Here is a 16,133-nt window from a genome sequence, read left to right on the forward strand (position 1 = left end):
AACGGGTGTCGCTCTCGCTCAAAGCCACCCAGGAGGATCCCTGGCAGCTGTTTGCTCGCACCCACGCCATCGGTCAGATCGCGCCCGGTGCGGTCACCAAGTTGGTCCCCTTCGGGGCGTTTGTCCGCGTGGCCGACGGCATCGAGGGCTTGGTCCACATCTCCGAACTCTCCGACAAGCACATCGACTTGGCCGAACAGGTCGTCTCGGCGGGCCAGCAGGTCTTTATCAAAATTATTGACATCGACCTGGAGCGTCGCCGGATTTCGCTCTCACTCAAGCAGGCCAACGAGGGAATCGACCCCGAGGGTACCGAATTTGACCCCGCCCTCTACGGGATGCCCACCGAATACGACGATGCGGGTAACTACACCTACCCGGAGGGCTTCAACCCCGAAACCGGCGAATGGAAAGAAGGCTTCGACGACCAGCGCGCCAACTGGGAGCGCGAATACGCGGCCGCCCAGGCTCGCTGGGAAGCCCACAAGGTCCAGGTGGCCGAAATGGCCGCCATGGTCATCCAACCCGTCGAGGCGCCAGAGGGTGAAGAGCAGGGTGAGGCTCCCGTCGCCGAGGACACCCCGGAAGAAAACGCCGGAACCCTCTCCGATGACGAGTCGCTTGCCGCCCTGCGGGAAAAACTCACCGGTAGCGGCGAGTAGTCACGTCCCGCGCCAGACAGGTCGCTAGCCCGCATGGCTGTTGTCGCCCTCACCGGAGGTATTGCGGCGGGTAAGTCGGCTGTCACCGACGTGTTGAGTGCGGAGGGAATTACGGTCATTGACGCCGACCAGGTGGCCCGAGACGTTGTCGCGCCCGGCCAGCCCGCTCTGATCGACATTGAGAAGCGTTTCGGCCCTGAAGTGATCACGGCAGAGGGCGGTCTCGACCGGGAGGCCCTCGGGCAGCGTGTGTTCGCGGATGACCACGCGCGCGCTGATCTCAATGCCATCGTCCATCCCGCCGTCTGGGAGGCCTCAACGGCGTTGTTTCAGGCGCACCAGAGCGCCCATCCGGACACGCCGCTGGTATATGCGGTGCCACTGTTGGCCGAAGGGAGCCGAGCGGGGGAGTTTGACCTGGTTGTGCTCGTCCACGCACCGGCAGAAACCCGGTACGAGCGGCTTCGAGAGCACCGTGGCTATGATTCCCAGGCCGCTCACCAGAGGGTAGACGCGCAAGCAACGGACGCACAGCGGCTCGCCATAGCCGACGTGACACTCGACGCGGGTGGCGAGCTGGAGCACACCCGGGAGGGAGCTGTCGAACTGGCGAGGGGCCTGTGGCAGCACTGGCCCGACCAACTCCACGCCATTGCCCGGCAATTGCCCACCCGGGGAGAGTAACCTCGAGCACGTGGAGGCCACTCGAACGCTTCGACCCTTTGAGGTCGTGTCTGACTACACCCCCAGCGGTGATCAACCGCGCGCCCTCGACCAATTGGCGGGAAAACTCCAGGCGGGAGAAACCGACGTCACCCTGCTGGGGGCGACGGGTACCGGAAAGACCGCGACCACGGCGTGGCTGGTGGAGCGGCTGCAGCGTCCGACCCTGGTGATGGCGCACAACAAGACGCTCGCGGCCCAGTTCGCCAACGAGTTGAGGGAAATGTTTCCGCACAACGCCGTGGAATATTTCGTGTCCTACTACGACTACTACCAACCAGAGGCTTACGTTCCTCAAACGGACACGTTCATCGAAAAAGATTCCTCGGTCAATGCCGAAGTGGAGCGTCTGCGCCACTCCACGACGAACTCGTTGCTCTCGAGACGAGACGTGATCGTCGTCTCGACCGTGTCGTCGATTTACGGTTTGGGTGCCGCCGAGGAGTACCTCGAAGCGATGCTCGCGTTGCACGTCGGCCAGCGCATTTCGCGCGATCAACTCGCCCGCGCGTTTGTCGCGATGCAATATCAGCGAAACGATGTCGCCTTCTTACGCGGGACGTTCCGAGTGCGCGGCGACACGGTGGAAATTATTCCCGTCTACGAAGAGTTTGCGCTTCGCATCGAGATGTTCGGTGATGAAATCGAGTCGCTGAGCTCCCTGCACCCGCTGACCGGTGAAGTCCTGGGAACACTCGAGAGCGTGTCGGTGTTTCCGGCCACCCACTACGCCGCCTCACCGGAGACGATGAAACGGGCGATTGGAACCATCCGCGACGAGATGGAAGAGCGGGTCTCCTGGTTTGAAAAGCAGGGAAAACTCCTCGAGGCGCAGCGTATTCGGATGCGCACCACCTATGACCTCGAGATGATGGAACAGATTGGGTTTTGCTCGGGAATCGAAAACTATTCCCGGCACATCGACGGCCGAAGTCCCGGTGAGCCCCCCAACTGCCTCCTCGACTACTTTCCAGACGACTTTCTCACCGTCATCGACGAATCCCACGTCACGGTTCCCCAAATTGGCGGGATGTATGAGGGTGATGCGTCCAGAAAACGCACCCTGGTCGAACACGGTTTTCGCTTGCCGAGTGCCATGGACAACCGACCGCTGCGCTTCGATGAATTTCTCGAGCGCACCGGCCAGCGCATGTATCTCTCGGCCACACCCGCACAGTATGAACGAGACGTCTCTGACGGGGTGGTGGAGCAAATCATTCGGCCCACGGGGCTTGTCGACCCGAAAGTGGAAGTGCGCCCCGCGACCGGCCAAATTGATGATTTGTTGGAACAGATTCGACTGCGCAGTAAACGCAATGAGCGCGTCCTGGTCACCACGCTCACCAAGAAAATGGCCGAGGATTTAACCGACTTTCTCGATGACGCCGGGGTGCGCGTGCGCTACCTGCACTCCGACGTAGACACTCTAAGGCGAGTGGAGTTGTTGACTGAACTGCGCGCCGGGGTCTACGACGTATTGGTCGGAATTAACCTGTTGCGGGAGGGCTTAGACCTACCCGAAGTCAGTTTGGTGGCGATCCTCGATGCCGATAAGGAAGGGTTCCTTCGCTCCCACACCTCGCTGATTCAAACGATCGGTCGTGCCGCGAGAAACGTTTCCGGTGAGGTCTACATGTATGCCCAAACCATGACCGACTCGATGACCTACGCCATTGCCGAGACGACCAGGCGTCGAGAGATTCAGCTCGCCTACAACACCGAACACGGAATCGATCCCACCCCACTGCGCAAAAAAATCGGCGATATCACCGCCGTCCTCGTGCGCGAGAGCGCCGATACCGACGAGCTGGTGGGCGATCAATCCTCTGAGACACCGGTGCTGCGGGCCGCAGCGGGAAGTGACGAACTACCGGCGCTCATCCGGCAGCTCACCGACCAAATGATGCAAGCCTCCTCCGAGCTCAAGTTTGAATTGGCCGCGCGCCTTCGCGATGAGGTCGCCGAGTTGAAACGTGAGCTGCGCGAGATGACCGAACACGCCAGTCGGTAACCCGCCTCGCTCACCACGGGTACAGAGAGGATTACTTAAACTAAACCGTGCCTATCGTCAAACCTCACAGCGACCACGTCATCTCCGTCCAGGGAGCCAGGGTGCACAACCTGCGGGATGTGCACGTGGACATCCCGCGCAATGCTCTGATTGTGTTTACCGGCCTGTCTGGTTCGGGCAAGTCCTCCCTCGCCTTTGACACCATTTTTGCCGAAGGTCAGCGTCGGTACGTGGAATCCCTCTCGGCCTACGCCCGGCAGTTTTTGGGCCAAGTCGACCGCCCCGACGTGGACGTCATCGAAGGGCTGAGCCCCGCGGTATCCATCGATCAGAAATCCACCAACCGTAACCCGCGCTCCACCGTGGGCACCATTACCGAAATTCACGACTATCTGCGGCTCCTCTTTGCCCGCACCGGTCAACCCCACTGCGTGGAGTGCGGTGAGGCCATTGTGCGCCAAACCGTGCAGCAGATGGCCGACCAACTGATGACCCATCCGGCGGGGGAGCGCTTCCTGGTGCTGAGCCCCGTGGTGAGTCAACGAAAAGGCGAGTTCGTGGACTTATTCCACACCCTTCAAGCCAGTGGCTATTCACGAGCGATCGTCGATGGTGAACAAATTCAGTTGGCCAGCCCGCCCAAGCTCGCCAAAACGAAGAAACACGACATTTCTGTCGTGGTCGACCGGCTGGTCACCGGCGACGACATCGCCGGCCGCCTGGTCGATTCACTGGAGACCGCACTCGGCCTCTCGGAGGGGACAATCACTATCCAGTTTGTCGACCGTGAGGGTCCGGAGGCGACGCGGTTACTGAGTGAGAAACTCAGCTGCCCCAACGGCCACCCGGTTGCACTGAGCGAGGTCGAGCCCCGCACGTTTTCGTTCAACTCGCCATTTGGCGCTTGCCCCGCGTGTTCCGGTTTGGGCTTCACGATGGCCGTCGATCACGAGATGGTCATCGGTGACCCGGCGCTTTCCATCGCCGAAGGGGCGATTTTGCCGTGGACTCAAGCCGGCAAGGGCCTCTACGGCTATTTCACCAACCTGTTAGGAAGCCTCGCCGCCGATTTAGATTTTTCGCTCGACACGCCCTGGCAGGACCTTCCGGAGAGTATTCAGGATGCGGTGCTGAGGGGCAATGACTTTGAAGTGGTGGTGAAGTGGCGTAACCGCTACGGCAGGGACGTCAAATACTCGACGGGTTTCGAAGGAGTGCTGCCCTACATCGAGCGTAAATATCGGGAAACCGACTCTGATTGGGCCAAGCAACGCTACGCCGAATATCTGCGCGAGGTGCCCTGCACGTCCTGCGGGGGAGCCAGGCTGAAACCCGAAGTCCTCGCCATTACCGTCGGGGGCCGTTCAATCGCGGATGTCTCAGAAATGAGCCTCGACGAGTCCTTTGACTTCATCGTCTCTCTCGAGGATGTGGAACAAGACCAGTCGATTTCGGCCCCGATTATCCGCGAGATCAGGGCCCGTCTGACCTTTCTCCTCGAAGTGGGTCTGTCCTACTTAACCCTTGCGCGCAATGCAGGCAGCCTCTCCGGTGGAGAGGCACAGCGCATCCGATTGGCCACCCAAATCGGCTCCGGCTTGACCGGTGTGCTCTATGTGTTGGACGAACCGAGCATCGGATTGCACCAACGAGACAATAAGCGCCTGATCGACACGCTGGTCACCCTGCGCGATCTCGGAAACACCCTGATCGTCGTCGAACACGACGAAGACACCATCCGCACGGCGGACTGGTTGGTCGACATTGGCCCTGAAGCAGGCGAACACGGCGGTGTGATCGTCCACTCTGGGCCCGTCGCCAAGTTGGCCTCCGAGAAGAAGTCGCTGACCGCGAAATACGTCTCGGGTGAGTGGCAGGTGGTGGAGCCTCGGGATGTGCGTCCCACCGACCCTGATCGAATCCTCACTGTGGTCGGGGCGCGGGAGAACAACCTGCAAAGCGTGGATGTGAACATACCGCTCGGGGTGTTGTGCGCCGTGACGGGGGTGAGCGGATCCGGCAAGTCTTCGCTGGTCAACGACATCCTCTACCGTTCACTCGCCAACCGACTGAACAAAGCCCGGCACGTCCCCGGTAAACACACCCGGATTGAAGGCGTGGACCACTTAGACAAAATCGTGCACGTCGATCAAGCCCCCATTGGTCGCACCCCGCGCTCAAACCCCGCCACCTACACCGGGGTGTTTGACAAGATCCGCGCCCTGTTTGCCGAAACCGCTGAGGCGAAAATGCGCGGTTACCTGCCCGGGCGTTTCAGCTTCAATGTCAAGGGTGGTCGCTGCGAGCACTGCTCGGGTGATGGAACGATCACCATCGAAATGAACTTCCTGCCCGACGTTTATGTGCCCTGTGAGGTCTGTCACGGAGCGCGCTACAACCGCGAGACCCTGCAGGTGCACTACAAGGGCAAAACCATCGCCGATGTGCTCAACATGTCCATCGAAGAGGCAACCGGATTTTTCGAACCGATTAGTTCCATTCACCGCTTTCTCGCCACTCTGCTCGATGTGGGGCTGGGCTACGTGCGCTTGGGTCAAGCCGCCACGACCCTCTCCGGTGGTGAGGCACAGCGCGTGAAACTCGCCACCGAATTGCAACGGCGCTCCACCGGCCGGACCATTTATGTCCTCGACGAGCCGACCACCGGCCTGCACTTCCACGACGTGAAAAAGCTGCTCGTGGTGTTGCAGGGGTTAGTGGACAAAGGCAACAGTGTGATTGTGATCGAACACAACCTCGATGTGATCCGCTCCGCGGACTGGATTATTGATCTGGGTCCAGAAGGTGGCGCTGGCGGAGGCCGGGTGGTCGCGGAGGGCACCCCCACCGACCTGGCGGGTGTGGATGCCTCGCACACCGGGCGGTTCCTGCGAGAGGCGATGACGAGGGCGCCGTGAGTGTGATTGCCCCCTGGCGCCCGCGCACGGAGGATATCCCCACCCAACCGGGGGTGTATCGCTTTATTGACCAGGCCGGCACTGTGGTGTACGTCGGGAAAGCCAAGAACTTACGCAACCGGGTGACCAGTTATTTTGCCAACCCCGATCGTCTCATCGAGCGGACCCGCAGAATGGTCCACACCGCGCGGTCGATTGACTGGACGGTGGTTCAAACCGAGCGGGCCGCCCTGCAGCTCGAATACGCCTGGATCAAGCAGTATCAGCCAGAGTTCAACATCCGGTTCCGAGACGACAAGTCGTATCCCTACTTGGTCGTCACCGTCTCCGAAGACATTCCCCGAGTGTTTCTCTCCCGCCGAAAAGACATTAAAGGCGCCAAGTACTTTGGCCCCTTCGCCAACTCCTGGGCTCTCAAAGACACCCTGTCCACACTGCTTCGGGCTTTTCCTGTGCGCTCCTGCACTCAGAGCGTCTATCGCAGGGCTCAACGACAATCTCGCCCCTGTCTGCTCGGCGACATCGGCAAATGCGCGGCGCCCTGTGTTGAGCGGGTGAGCCCGGAGGAGCACAAAGCGCTGGCCGTGGGCTTGGCGGCGTTCATGGACGGAAAAGACGATCGGGTGCTCGACACGCTGCGCTACGACATGATTCAGGCCGCGGAAAGCCTCGAGTTTGAAAAAGCCGCGAAACTGCGCGATCGCATCGACGCCATCGAGACCATCATGGTCAAAAACACGATGGTCCTCGACGACGCGGTCGATGCCGACATCTTTGGAATTGCCACCGATGAGTTGCACGCGGCCGCCTATGTGTTTCGGGTGCGAGCCGGTCGAATTCGCCAAGCCCGAGGCTGGGTGCTCGACGGTGCCGAACCGCTCCGCGAAGAGGAACTGGTGGAGACCCTGTTACGCGATGGCTTCGACGATTCGCTGCCGCCCGCTCGCGTGGTGGTCGTGCCCCAACTGCCCGATAATCGAGACGTGTGGGCTGAGCGTCTGCAGGAGCTGCGAGTCGAGCGTGGTGAACGAGGTGGGGTGGACATTCGGGTAGCCAAACGCGGTGACTTGGCCTCTCTGGCCGAAACGGTGCGCATCAATGCCCGCCAAACTCTGCAGTCTTTTCTCTCCCAGCGCAGCACCGATGTGGTCGCCCGCTCCGCGGCACTCGCTGAGCTCGGTGACGCGCTCGATTTGCCGGAGGCACCACTGCGAATCGAATGTTTTGACGTCTCGCACCTGGGTGGTGAAAACCCGGTCGCCTCCATGGTGGTGTTTGAAGATGGAATACCCCGTAAGGACCACTACCGAAAGTTCGCCCTCGATTCGCCACGCGATGACACCGAAGGCATCTACGAGGTGGTGAGCAGGCGCCTGCGCCGGCTCCAGGAGGGTTCGGTGGCCACAGAGCCCGATGAGGCCCCCGATGGGCCCCCGCAGAAGAGCGGGTTTGCGTATCCACCGGGTTTGCTGGTCATCGACGGGGGTCAACCCCAAGTCAACGCGGCCCAGCGTGCTCTGGAGGATGTGGGCATCAGTATTCCGGTGTGCGGTTTGGCGAAGCGACTGGAGGAAGTCTGGTTACCGGGTCAGGACTTCCCCGTGATTTTGCCCCGCTCCAGCGAGGCCCTGTTTCTGCTCCAAAGGGTGCGAGACGAAGCCCACCGGGTGGCCATTAGCTACCAGCGTCGAACGAGGAAGCGGTCCCTGAAAAGCGAACTGGTGGACATTCCCGGCGTGGGTGAATCCATGGCCAACAGCCTGCTGAAGACTTTCGGTTCCGTCGCGGCGATTCGCCAGGCAGAGTGCGATGATCTGCAGCGCGCGCCCGGTGTGGGTGCCAGGCTCGCTCACACCATTCACACTCACCTGCACCCTTCAACAGGTGAGTGACCCCACACATCGAAGGCCAGCGCCCAGGCGGGGCACTACGATGGGCTTAATCAGCGCAGGATCTAAGGAACTCCGGAATACATGACTCAGGCGGACTCGAACGGTGAGGTCTTAATCCTCACGGGTATGTCCGGAGCCGGTCGGTCAACCGCAGCCAATGCCTTAGAAGACCAGGGTTGGTACGTCGTCGACAACCTTCCGCCCCAGATGCTCAAACCCTTCATCGAGCTCGCCAGCCTGCCCGAGCACGGTTTAGAGCGGGTGGCGTGTGTGGTCGATGTTCGGGGTGGTCAGTTTTTTGACCACGCTCGCGAAGCGATTTTGGACCTGGGGAGCCGAGGCGGCGTCACCGTCGTGTTTCTGGACTCCAGTGACGATGTGCTGGTGCGCCGCTTCGAGCAGGTGAGAAGGCCACACCCCCTGCAAGCAGATGGCACTCTTCTCAACGGAATTCACCGGGAACGTGAGCTGATGGGGCCAATCCGCGAGCGCGCGGACGTCGTCATCGACAGTACTGACCTGAATGTCCACCAGCTCACCAATTCGGTGGGGGAGCGCTTCACCCAGGAAGGCTCACCCGGAGTGGCCCTCACGCTGTTGAGCTTTGGCTACAAGTACGGCCTTCCCACCGATGCCGACATGGTCTGGGATATGCGTTTCTTGGCCAATCCGTACTGGTCGGCTGAGCTGAAGGACCGCACCGGCCTCGACACAGAAGTGCAGGATTTCGTGTGGGGCAGTGAGCGCGCTCAAGGATTTATCGATGCGCAACTTGACGCCCTCCGGGCGGTCCTCGAGGGCTACAGCGAAGAAAACAAACGATTTGCCACGCTCGCCATTGGCTGCACGGGGGGACGGCACCGTTCGGTCTCGACGGCCGAAGTGGTGGGACGGATGCTCGAAGAATGGCCCAGCGTCCGCGTGTCGGTGAAGCACCGCGATTTAGGACGGGAGTAGCAGGGTGAGTGTTGACGAGTTGACCGTTGCGGTGAAGGACGACATCGTGCGCATTGTGGCGCCCAGTCAGTCAGCCCGGCTCGCCGAACTGGCAACTATTCTGCGGTTCGCCGGCGGTCTGCACGTCATTTCGGGGTCGATAGCCGTCGAAGTAGAACTCGATCACAAAGATACGGCGAAAAAGATTCGCCGTGAGCTTTTGGAACTGTTGGGTTTTAGCACCGACGCGGCCGTGTTACAGCCCTCGGCCCAACGACAACACCCCGTCTATGTGGTCCGGGTGCGACAGGGCGGCGACATCCTCGCCCGCCAAATGGGGTTACTCGACCAACGCCTGCGGCCCGTCCGCGGACTTCCCAATAAACTCACGACGAGCGCCATTGGCGACGTTCCCGCCATCTGGCGCGGAGCTTTTCTCGCCCGCGGTCAACTCAGCGAACCGGGGCGTTCATCGGCGATTGAATTGGTGGCCCCGACCGGTGAGTCGGCGATTGCCATGGTGGGGTTGGCTCAGCGCATTAGCGTTCAGGCCAAAGCCCGTGAAGTCCGAATGGCGCAGCGGGTGATTGTCCGCGAACCGGACTCGATGTCGCTGCTTCTTCGGGAAATGGGCGCGACCGATGCGATGGGTATGTGGGAAGAGCTGCGGGCGAAGCGCGAAGTCCGAGCCAATGCCAACCGCCTCGTGAACTTTGACGATGCCAACCTGCGCCGATCTGCGCAGGCCGCTGTGGCCGCCTGCGCGCGCGTCGAGCGCGCTCTGGAGCTCCTGGGCGACACGGTCCCCGAGCATTTGCTCTACGCCGGTCGGCTCCGCCTGGATCACCGCGAAGCGAGTTTGGACGAGTTGGGACATTTCGCGGATCCACCGCTGACCAAGGATGCCGTGGCCGGGCGGATTAGGCGGCTACTGGCCATGGCGGATAAGCGCGCTGAAGAGTTGGGCGTGCCGGGAACCCTGGCCAACGTCCCCAGTGATTACGTCGGTTACTGACCATTTGGTGAATTCGGTGTCACCCGGTCTGACTCCTGCCTAGACTGGAGAGACCACAATCAGAAAGGACACTATGGCTGCTTACACTCTGCCTGAGCTTTCCTACGACTACTCTGCACTCGAGCCGCACATCTCTGCGCGCATCATGGAGCTCCACCACAGCAAACACCACAAGGCCTATGTCGACGGGGCCAATAACGCCCTCGCCCAGATGGCTGAAGCCCGCGAATCGGGAAATTTTGGCGCGATCAACAAGTTGGAAAAGGATTTGGCCTTCCACCTCGGCGGTCACGTGAACCACTCGATTTTCTGGACCAACATGCAAGGCCACGGTCCCGCCACGCCGGAGGGCGAGATTCAGGCCGCCGTCAACGAATTTTTCGGCTCCTACGACAAGTTCACCGCGCATTTCACCGCCGTCGCCATGGGTATTCAGGGCTCCGGCTGGGCAGTACTCTCCTGGGATCCGGTCGGCCAGCAGTTGATCATCCAGCAACTTTTCGACCAGCAGGCCAATACCGCTCAGGGCACGACCCCCATTCTTCAACTGGACATGTGGGAGCACGCCTTTTACCTCGACTACCAGAACGTGAAGGGTGACTACGTCGCCGCCTTCTGGAATATCGTCGACTGGGAAAACGTCGCCGCCCGGTTTGCCGCCGCGCGGAGTACTGGCGGGTCGACCTTGCACCTGTCCTAACCACCCCGCGTGATGACCCTTCGTTCGCCCCTACATTTGGAGAAGTAATGACAGTAACCGTCGCCATTAACGGTTTTGGTCGTATCGGCCGCAGTTTCTTCCGGGCCGCGCTGGCCTCCGAGCAAGACATCAACATTGTCGCCGTGAACGACCTGACCGACCCGAGCGTTCTCGCCCACCTCCTGAAATACGATTCAGTATCCGGACGGTTGGCCGAGGACGTGGTGGTCGAGGGTAACCACCTGGTCGTGGGTGGCAAGAAGATTGCCGTCCACGCAGAGCGTGACCCGTCGGCGCTTCCCTGGGCTGCTCACGGCGTCGACATTGTGATCGAATCAACCGGCTTTTTCACCGCCGCCGAAAAGGCTGCGGCCCACCGCGATGCGGGGGCCAAGAAGGTCATTATTTCCGCTCCGGCGAGTGGCGAAGACCTCACCGTGGTGATGGGTGTGAACCATGAAGATTACGACCCCGGTGCCCACCACATCATCTCCAACGCGTCCTGTACGACAAACTGTCTGGCTCCGATGGCCAAGGTGCTCCACGACGCGGTCGGTATTGAGCGGGGTCTCATGACCACCGTGCACGCCTATACCGCTGACCAGAACCTCCAGGACGGTCCGCACAGTGATTTGCGCCGTGCCCGTGCAGCGGCAGTCAACGTGGTCCCCACCTCGACGGGTGCCGCAAAGGCTATTGGGCTGGTGATGCCGGAGTTGAAAGGCAAACTGGACGGCTTTGCGCTTCGTGTTCCGGTCCCGACTGGTTCGATCACCGACCTCACCGTCGATGTGGCCAAGACCATCAGCGTCGACGACATCCAGGAGCTCTACCGCGCCCACTCGGACCAGGGGGCCATGAAGGGTGTCATGCGCTACACCGATGACCCCATCGTGTCCTCGGACATTGTGGGGGACCCGTTTTCCTCGATTGTCGACGGTGGCTTGCTTCGCGTGATCGACAATCAGGTCAAGGTCAGCTCCTGGTACGACAACGAATGGGGCTACTCGAACCGTCTGGTTGACCTCGCCGGTTACGTCGGCGCCCGTCTTCAGTAGTGGATTTGCGCGGAATCGACTCCCTGGGCTCCCTGGAGGGTGCCGTGGTGGGGGTGCGCCTCGACTTGAACACCCCGTTGACAAACGGGGCCATCACCGACGACGGACGCATCCACGCGGCGCTTGCGACCCTGAACACACTGGCCGAAGCCGGAGCCACACTGGTCCTGATGAGCCACCTCGGACGGCCGCAGGGGGCACCAGAAGATCAGTACTCCTTACGCCCGGTGGCAGCGCGCCTGCAGGAGCTGTGGTCGGGCACGGTGACCCTGGTCAATCAGGTCACCGGCCCCGACGTGGCCGCGGCGATTTCCACGGCCCGGGCGGGCGATATCGTCCTGGTGGAAAATCTGCGGTTTGACCCGAGAGAAACCTCGAAGGACCCCGAAGAGCGGCGCCGTTTTGCCGAGGAACTCGCCGCGCCACTCGATTGTGTGGTGAGCGACGGCTTTGGTGTCGTCCACCGCGCGCAGGCGAGCGTCGTGGAATTGGTGCACCAGAAGCCTTCTGCCGCCGGCCTGCTCATCGAAGCAGAAGTCAAGGTGTTGGAGGCTCTTCGCAGCGAGCCTGAGCGGCCCTACACGGTCGTGCTTGGCGGCTCCAAAGTCTCCGACAAGCTCGGGGTCATTGACGCCTTGCTGCCGGTTGTTGATCGACTGGTAATCGGCGGTGGCATGGTTTTCACGGTGCTTCAGGCCCGCGGTTTTCCCACCGCATCGAGTCTGCTGGAGCCAGACCAGATTGACACCGTCAAGGGCTATCTCGATCGGGCAGAGCAACTCGGTGTCGACATCGTCCTGCCGAGTGACATTGTGATGGCCGAGTCATTTGCCGCCGATGCACCCTCGGTGGTGTTGCCGGTCGATGCGCTAGAGACTGGCCCGGCTGGAACTGCGGCACTCGGGCTCGACATTGGCCCCGCGAGTGGCGAACATTTTGCCCAGATAATCTCCCAGTCGCGCACCGTCTTTTGGAACGGCCCGATGGGGGTCTTTGAATTCGACGCGTTTGCCGCCGGCACCCGCGCGGTTGCCTCCGCACTCACTTCAGTGGCGGGGCTGAGTGTGGTGGGCGGCGGTGACTCCGCGGCGGCCATCCGGCGCCTCGGGTTCCCCGACGACCAGTTTGGACATATTTCCACCGGTGGTGGGGCGAGTTTAGAGTTTCTCGAGGGGAAAAGTCTTCCCGGATTGGACGTATTGGGATGGTAGCCAGCGGGGACAATCGGCGTGCTCTTATCGCCGGAAACTGGAAGATGAACTTGGACCACCTGCAGTCCATCGCCCTTGTGCAAAAACTGGCGTGGACTCTCAAAGACCGAAACTTTCAGTCCGATCACGTCGAGGTGGCCATTTTCCCTCCCTTTACCGACCTGCGTTCGGTACAAACGCTGATTGCCGCGGACAAGCTCGAGTTCTCACTGGGAGGCCAGGACCTCTCCCCGCACGATTCCGGCGCGCACACCGGTGACATTTCGGGGGCGTTCCTGTCAGCTTTGGCCTGCGACTACGTCCTCGTGGGACATTCTGAGCGCCGGGCACACCACGGGGAAGACGATGAGGTGTGTGTCGCGAAAGTTCAGGCCGCCCTTCGACACTCGCTCACTCCCGTGTTGTGCGTCGGCGAAACGGCTGAAGACCTAGAGACGGTCGGCCAAAGTGCCGTTCCCGTCGCGCAGCTTGGCGCGGTGTTGCGCGAGATTTCCGCTGAGGCGGACATTGTTGTGGCCTACGAACCGGTGTGGGCAATCGGTAGTGGCACCCCGGCGACGGCGGAACAGGCCCAAGAGGTCTGTGCGGTGCTTCGCGACACTATTCGGGACGTCCACGGTGACGCGCAGGCAGACCGCACGCGCATCCTCTACGGTGGCTCGGTGAAGTCGAGCAACATTGCCGGTTTCCTCCGCGGAGCAGACGTGGATGGGGCCCTGGTTGGCGGTGCCAGCCTCGACGCGGAAGAGTTTGCGGCGATTGCCCAATTCGAAAAGCACGTGACAATCGACTGAGTATTCACCTGGGACCCCGTACACTGGGTGATTGGTCGAAAGAGGAAGGGTGATCGTGGAAGTCATTTACGTGGTGTTCCAGGTGATACTGGCGCTCACCAGCCTGTTGTTGACCCTCATGATCTTGTTGCACAAAGGTCGCGGTGGCGGACTCTCTGACATGTTTGGTGGGGGAGTGACCTCCAACCTGGGTTCCTCCGGTGTTGCCGAGCGTAACCTCAACAGAATTACCGTCATTGTCGCGCTGGTGTGGGTGTCGTCCATTGTGGCGATCGGCCTGTTTGTGCGCTTCGACGTTATTTAGGAAAGCTTTTTTGCCCGTGCGGGCACACGAGGAGGGGACTATTTATGTCGTCAGGTGGTAGCGCAATCCGGGGTACCCGAGTCGGCTCTGGCCCAATGGGGGAGCAGGACCGTGGAATCCTCGCGGATCGTATTGCCGTGTCCTACTGGGATGCGATGGGCAACGAGACCGTCCGCTACTTTTCTGCTCAGGCCGACCCCTCCGAAATTCCCGACATCATCGACTCGCCACACTCCGGCCTGCCCGCGGGCAAAGACAAAGACAACCCGCCAGAGGTGGCCATCAACGAGCCCTATAAAACCCACCTCGCGTATGTGAAAGAGCGACGCACCGAGAAAGAAGCGGTGTCGATTCTCGACGAGGCGTTGGAGAAACTGCGCCAGAAAAAAGGCCGCGCTTAAGCCTCAATCTCGCCCTCAGCGGAGGGCTTTGGGGACGTAGTCGGCTCGTTCGTCGTCGGCGCTCCAGAAGGTTTCCGCGTGCACCAATTCTTCCGGCAGCAGGTCTGCCAGCTGGGCATCGGTGAAAATTTTGGTCGACTTCAGCCCCTGAATACCGGCTGCGGGTACTTCCGCGACGGAGGCTCCGGCGAGGGCTAATCCCAATGCGGCGGCCTTATCGGGCCCGGAGACCACCATCCACACGCGATCGGCGCGATTGAGCAGCGGAATGGTCATCGTCAGGCGCCGGGCCGGTGGCTTCGGCGAATCGGCGACCGGGCGAATATCGGCACGATCAACCAGTGCCAACGGGGAGCCCGGGAACACACTCAAGACGTGACCATCGGGCCCCATCCCCGCGAAGGCGAGGTCGAAGTGGGGCCACTGGCCGGCTGAGCCATGCTCCAGCAGCACCGCTCTGGCCTGCTCGGCGGCTGCGTCCAGGCTCAGGGTGTGATCTGCTGCGGGAAAAGACACCAGCTGAGAGTCTTTGAGGCCCAGCTGGTCGAGCAGGGCGATCTTCGCCGCCCGGTCATTTCGTTCGGGGTCATCGGCCGCGACGAAGCGCTCATCGCCCCAAAACACGCTGACGCCAGACCAGTCGAGGGCGTGGACGCTGGGATGACGTGCGATGGCCTGGAGCACGCTGGTGCCCATACCGCCGCCGGTCAATACGACCCGAAACGCGCCCGTGCGCTCCAAGACTTTCCGCGCGCGGACAACAAATTTGTCCGCCACCAAAGTGGCGAGCTCCTCGGGAGTGGCCGCGACGACCACGCGTTTGTCAGACAGTGTGGACACCTCGCAGACGAATTACCATCTGCTTACCCTAGTTGCCGGCGACCTGCAGGAGCGGAACACCCTCGGCGAGGACCCGGCCATAGACCGTATCCGGGGCGAGCCGGCGAAGCTCCTCGGCTAACAGCGTGGCGAGATGGCGTCGGGGGAGCAGGAGGGGAAATTGGGGTTGGCCGGGAACACCGAGCAGGACCGTCTGGTCGTCTGTGCGCACCAGGCTAATCTCGCCCTCGCTGGTGGTGAGTACCACCGAATACACCCCACCGATGCCCTCTGGGGCACTCGGATCGAGAGTGACGGGTTGGTCGAGCGACAACGCGAGCCAACCGGCGAGTAGAGCAACCGAGGGATTATCGGCGACGCCGGTGACTCGCACCGAGTCAACTCTCTCGATATCGACGTAGTCGAGGGTCGCCGCGAGTTGCGTGCGCCACCCCGTAATGCGCCCCCACGCGAGATCGGTGTCTCCGGGCCGGTAGCCCCTGGTGACGCGCTCGAGGCCTTCGATGCCTTGGCCGAGCGAATGCGAGTCGAGGATGCGCCGCTGGGATATTTGACCAAGGGGTGTCTCCGCCATGCAGTCTGGGCACTGCGCCGGCCACCAGGTCACCACCGGGGTATCGGGCAGTAGTAAGCCGTTTACTAACCCCGGCAGCGAACTCGCACTGGGC

15 protein-coding genes are annotated in these 16,133 nt (G+C 61.4%); 13 read left to right on the plus strand and 2 right to left on the minus strand.

Features of this window, described 5'->3' with window-relative positions:
* The 13 genes from RI518_RS06880 to RI518_RS06940 form a co-directional block, all read left to right on the plus strand.
* The coding region (locus tag RI518_RS06880; RefSeq protein ID WP_310689685.1) for a S1 RNA-binding domain-containing protein at positions 1 to 662 on the plus strand (662 nt) is incomplete at its 5' end.
* A 33-nt stretch (positions 663 to 695) separates the two neighbouring features.
* Positions 696 to 1,346, plus strand: a complete 651-nt coding sequence (gene coaE, locus RI518_RS06885) for a dephospho-CoA kinase (protein WP_310671045.1) — start codon at positions 696 to 698, stop codon at positions 1,344 to 1,346.
* Between the two features lie 10 nt (positions 1,347 to 1,356).
* Entirely contained in the window at positions 1,357 to 3,396 is a 2,040-nt protein-coding gene (gene uvrB, locus RI518_RS06890; protein ID WP_310671044.1) for an excinuclease ABC subunit UvrB, read from the plus strand.
* A gap of 47 nt (positions 3,397 to 3,443) precedes the next feature.
* Positions 3,444 to 6,314 (plus strand): excinuclease ABC subunit UvrA, encoded by a 2,871-nt coding sequence (uvrA, locus tag RI518_RS06895; protein ID WP_310671043.1) that lies wholly within the window; start codon positions 3,444 to 3,446, stop codon positions 6,312 to 6,314.
* On the plus strand, positions 6,311 to 8,206 hold the full coding sequence (uvrC, locus tag RI518_RS06900) for an excinuclease ABC subunit UvrC (RefSeq protein ID WP_310689686.1): 1,896 nt from the start codon (positions 6,311 to 6,313) through the stop codon (positions 8,204 to 8,206). The genes uvrA and uvrC overlap by 4 nt, the downstream gene beginning before the upstream one ends.
* A gap of 81 nt (positions 8,207 to 8,287) precedes the next feature.
* Positions 8,288 to 9,163 carry an RNase adapter RapZ gene (rapZ, locus tag RI518_RS06905; protein ID WP_310671041.1) on the plus strand — a complete coding sequence of 292 codons (876 nt, stop codon included), beginning with the start codon at positions 8,288 to 8,290 and terminating at the stop codon, positions 9,161 to 9,163.
* A gap of 4 nt (positions 9,164 to 9,167) precedes the next feature.
* The gene (whiA, locus tag RI518_RS06910) at positions 9,168 to 10,157 is read left to right on the plus strand and encodes a DNA-binding protein WhiA (protein ID WP_310671040.1); all 990 of its coding nucleotides are present in this window, start codon (positions 9,168 to 9,170) and stop codon (positions 10,155 to 10,157) included.
* 73 nt (positions 10,158 to 10,230) lie between these two features.
* Entirely contained in the window at positions 10,231 to 10,857 is a 627-nt protein-coding gene (locus tag RI518_RS06915; RefSeq protein WP_310671039.1) for a superoxide dismutase, read from the plus strand.
* 47 nt (positions 10,858 to 10,904) lie between these two features.
* A complete protein-coding gene (gene gap, locus RI518_RS06920; protein ID WP_310671038.1) occupies positions 10,905 to 11,915 on the plus strand; it encodes a type I glyceraldehyde-3-phosphate dehydrogenase in 1,011 nt (336 codons plus the stop codon).
* Positions 11,915 to 13,126 (plus strand): phosphoglycerate kinase, encoded by a 1,212-nt coding sequence (locus RI518_RS06925; RefSeq protein WP_310671037.1) that lies wholly within the window; start codon positions 11,915 to 11,917, stop codon positions 13,124 to 13,126. The genes gap and RI518_RS06925 overlap by 1 nt, the downstream gene beginning before the upstream one ends.
* Complete coding sequence (gene tpiA, locus RI518_RS06930) at positions 13,120 to 13,920, plus strand: triose-phosphate isomerase (protein ID WP_310671036.1); 801 nt, start codon at positions 13,120 to 13,122, stop codon at positions 13,918 to 13,920. Before RI518_RS06925 ends, tpiA begins: the two co-directional genes overlap by 7 nt.
* A 55-nt stretch (positions 13,921 to 13,975) precedes the next feature.
* Positions 13,976 to 14,224: a preprotein translocase subunit SecG gene (secG, locus tag RI518_RS06935; RefSeq protein ID WP_310671134.1), complete on the plus strand. Its 249-nt coding sequence runs from the start codon at positions 13,976 to 13,978 to the stop codon at positions 14,222 to 14,224.
* A 44-nt stretch (positions 14,225 to 14,268) separates the two neighbouring features.
* Entirely contained in the window at positions 14,269 to 14,625 is a 357-nt protein-coding gene (locus tag RI518_RS06940) for an RNA polymerase-binding protein RbpA (RefSeq protein ID WP_310671035.1), read from the plus strand.
* Positions 14,626 to 14,640: 15 nt separating this feature from the next.
* Here RI518_RS06940 and pgl read toward each other — a convergent pair whose 3' ends face one another.
* Together pgl and RI518_RS06950 are read right to left on the minus strand one after the other, a co-directional pair.
* Positions 14,641 to 15,465 carry a 6-phosphogluconolactonase gene (gene pgl, locus RI518_RS06945; protein WP_310689687.1) on the minus strand — a complete coding sequence of 275 codons (825 nt, stop codon included), beginning with the start codon at positions 15,463 to 15,465 and terminating at the stop codon, positions 14,641 to 14,643.
* A 28-nt stretch (positions 15,466 to 15,493) separates the two neighbouring features.
* Entirely contained in the window at positions 15,494 to 16,117 is a 624-nt protein-coding gene (locus RI518_RS06950) for a glucose-6-phosphate dehydrogenase assembly protein OpcA (RefSeq protein ID WP_310689688.1), read from the minus strand.
* Positions 16,118 to 16,133 lie beyond the last annotated feature (16 nt).

Source organism: Pontimonas sp., from assembly GCF_031581085.1.
GTDB lineage: Bacteria > Actinomycetota > Actinomycetes > Actinomycetales > Microbacteriaceae > Pontimonas.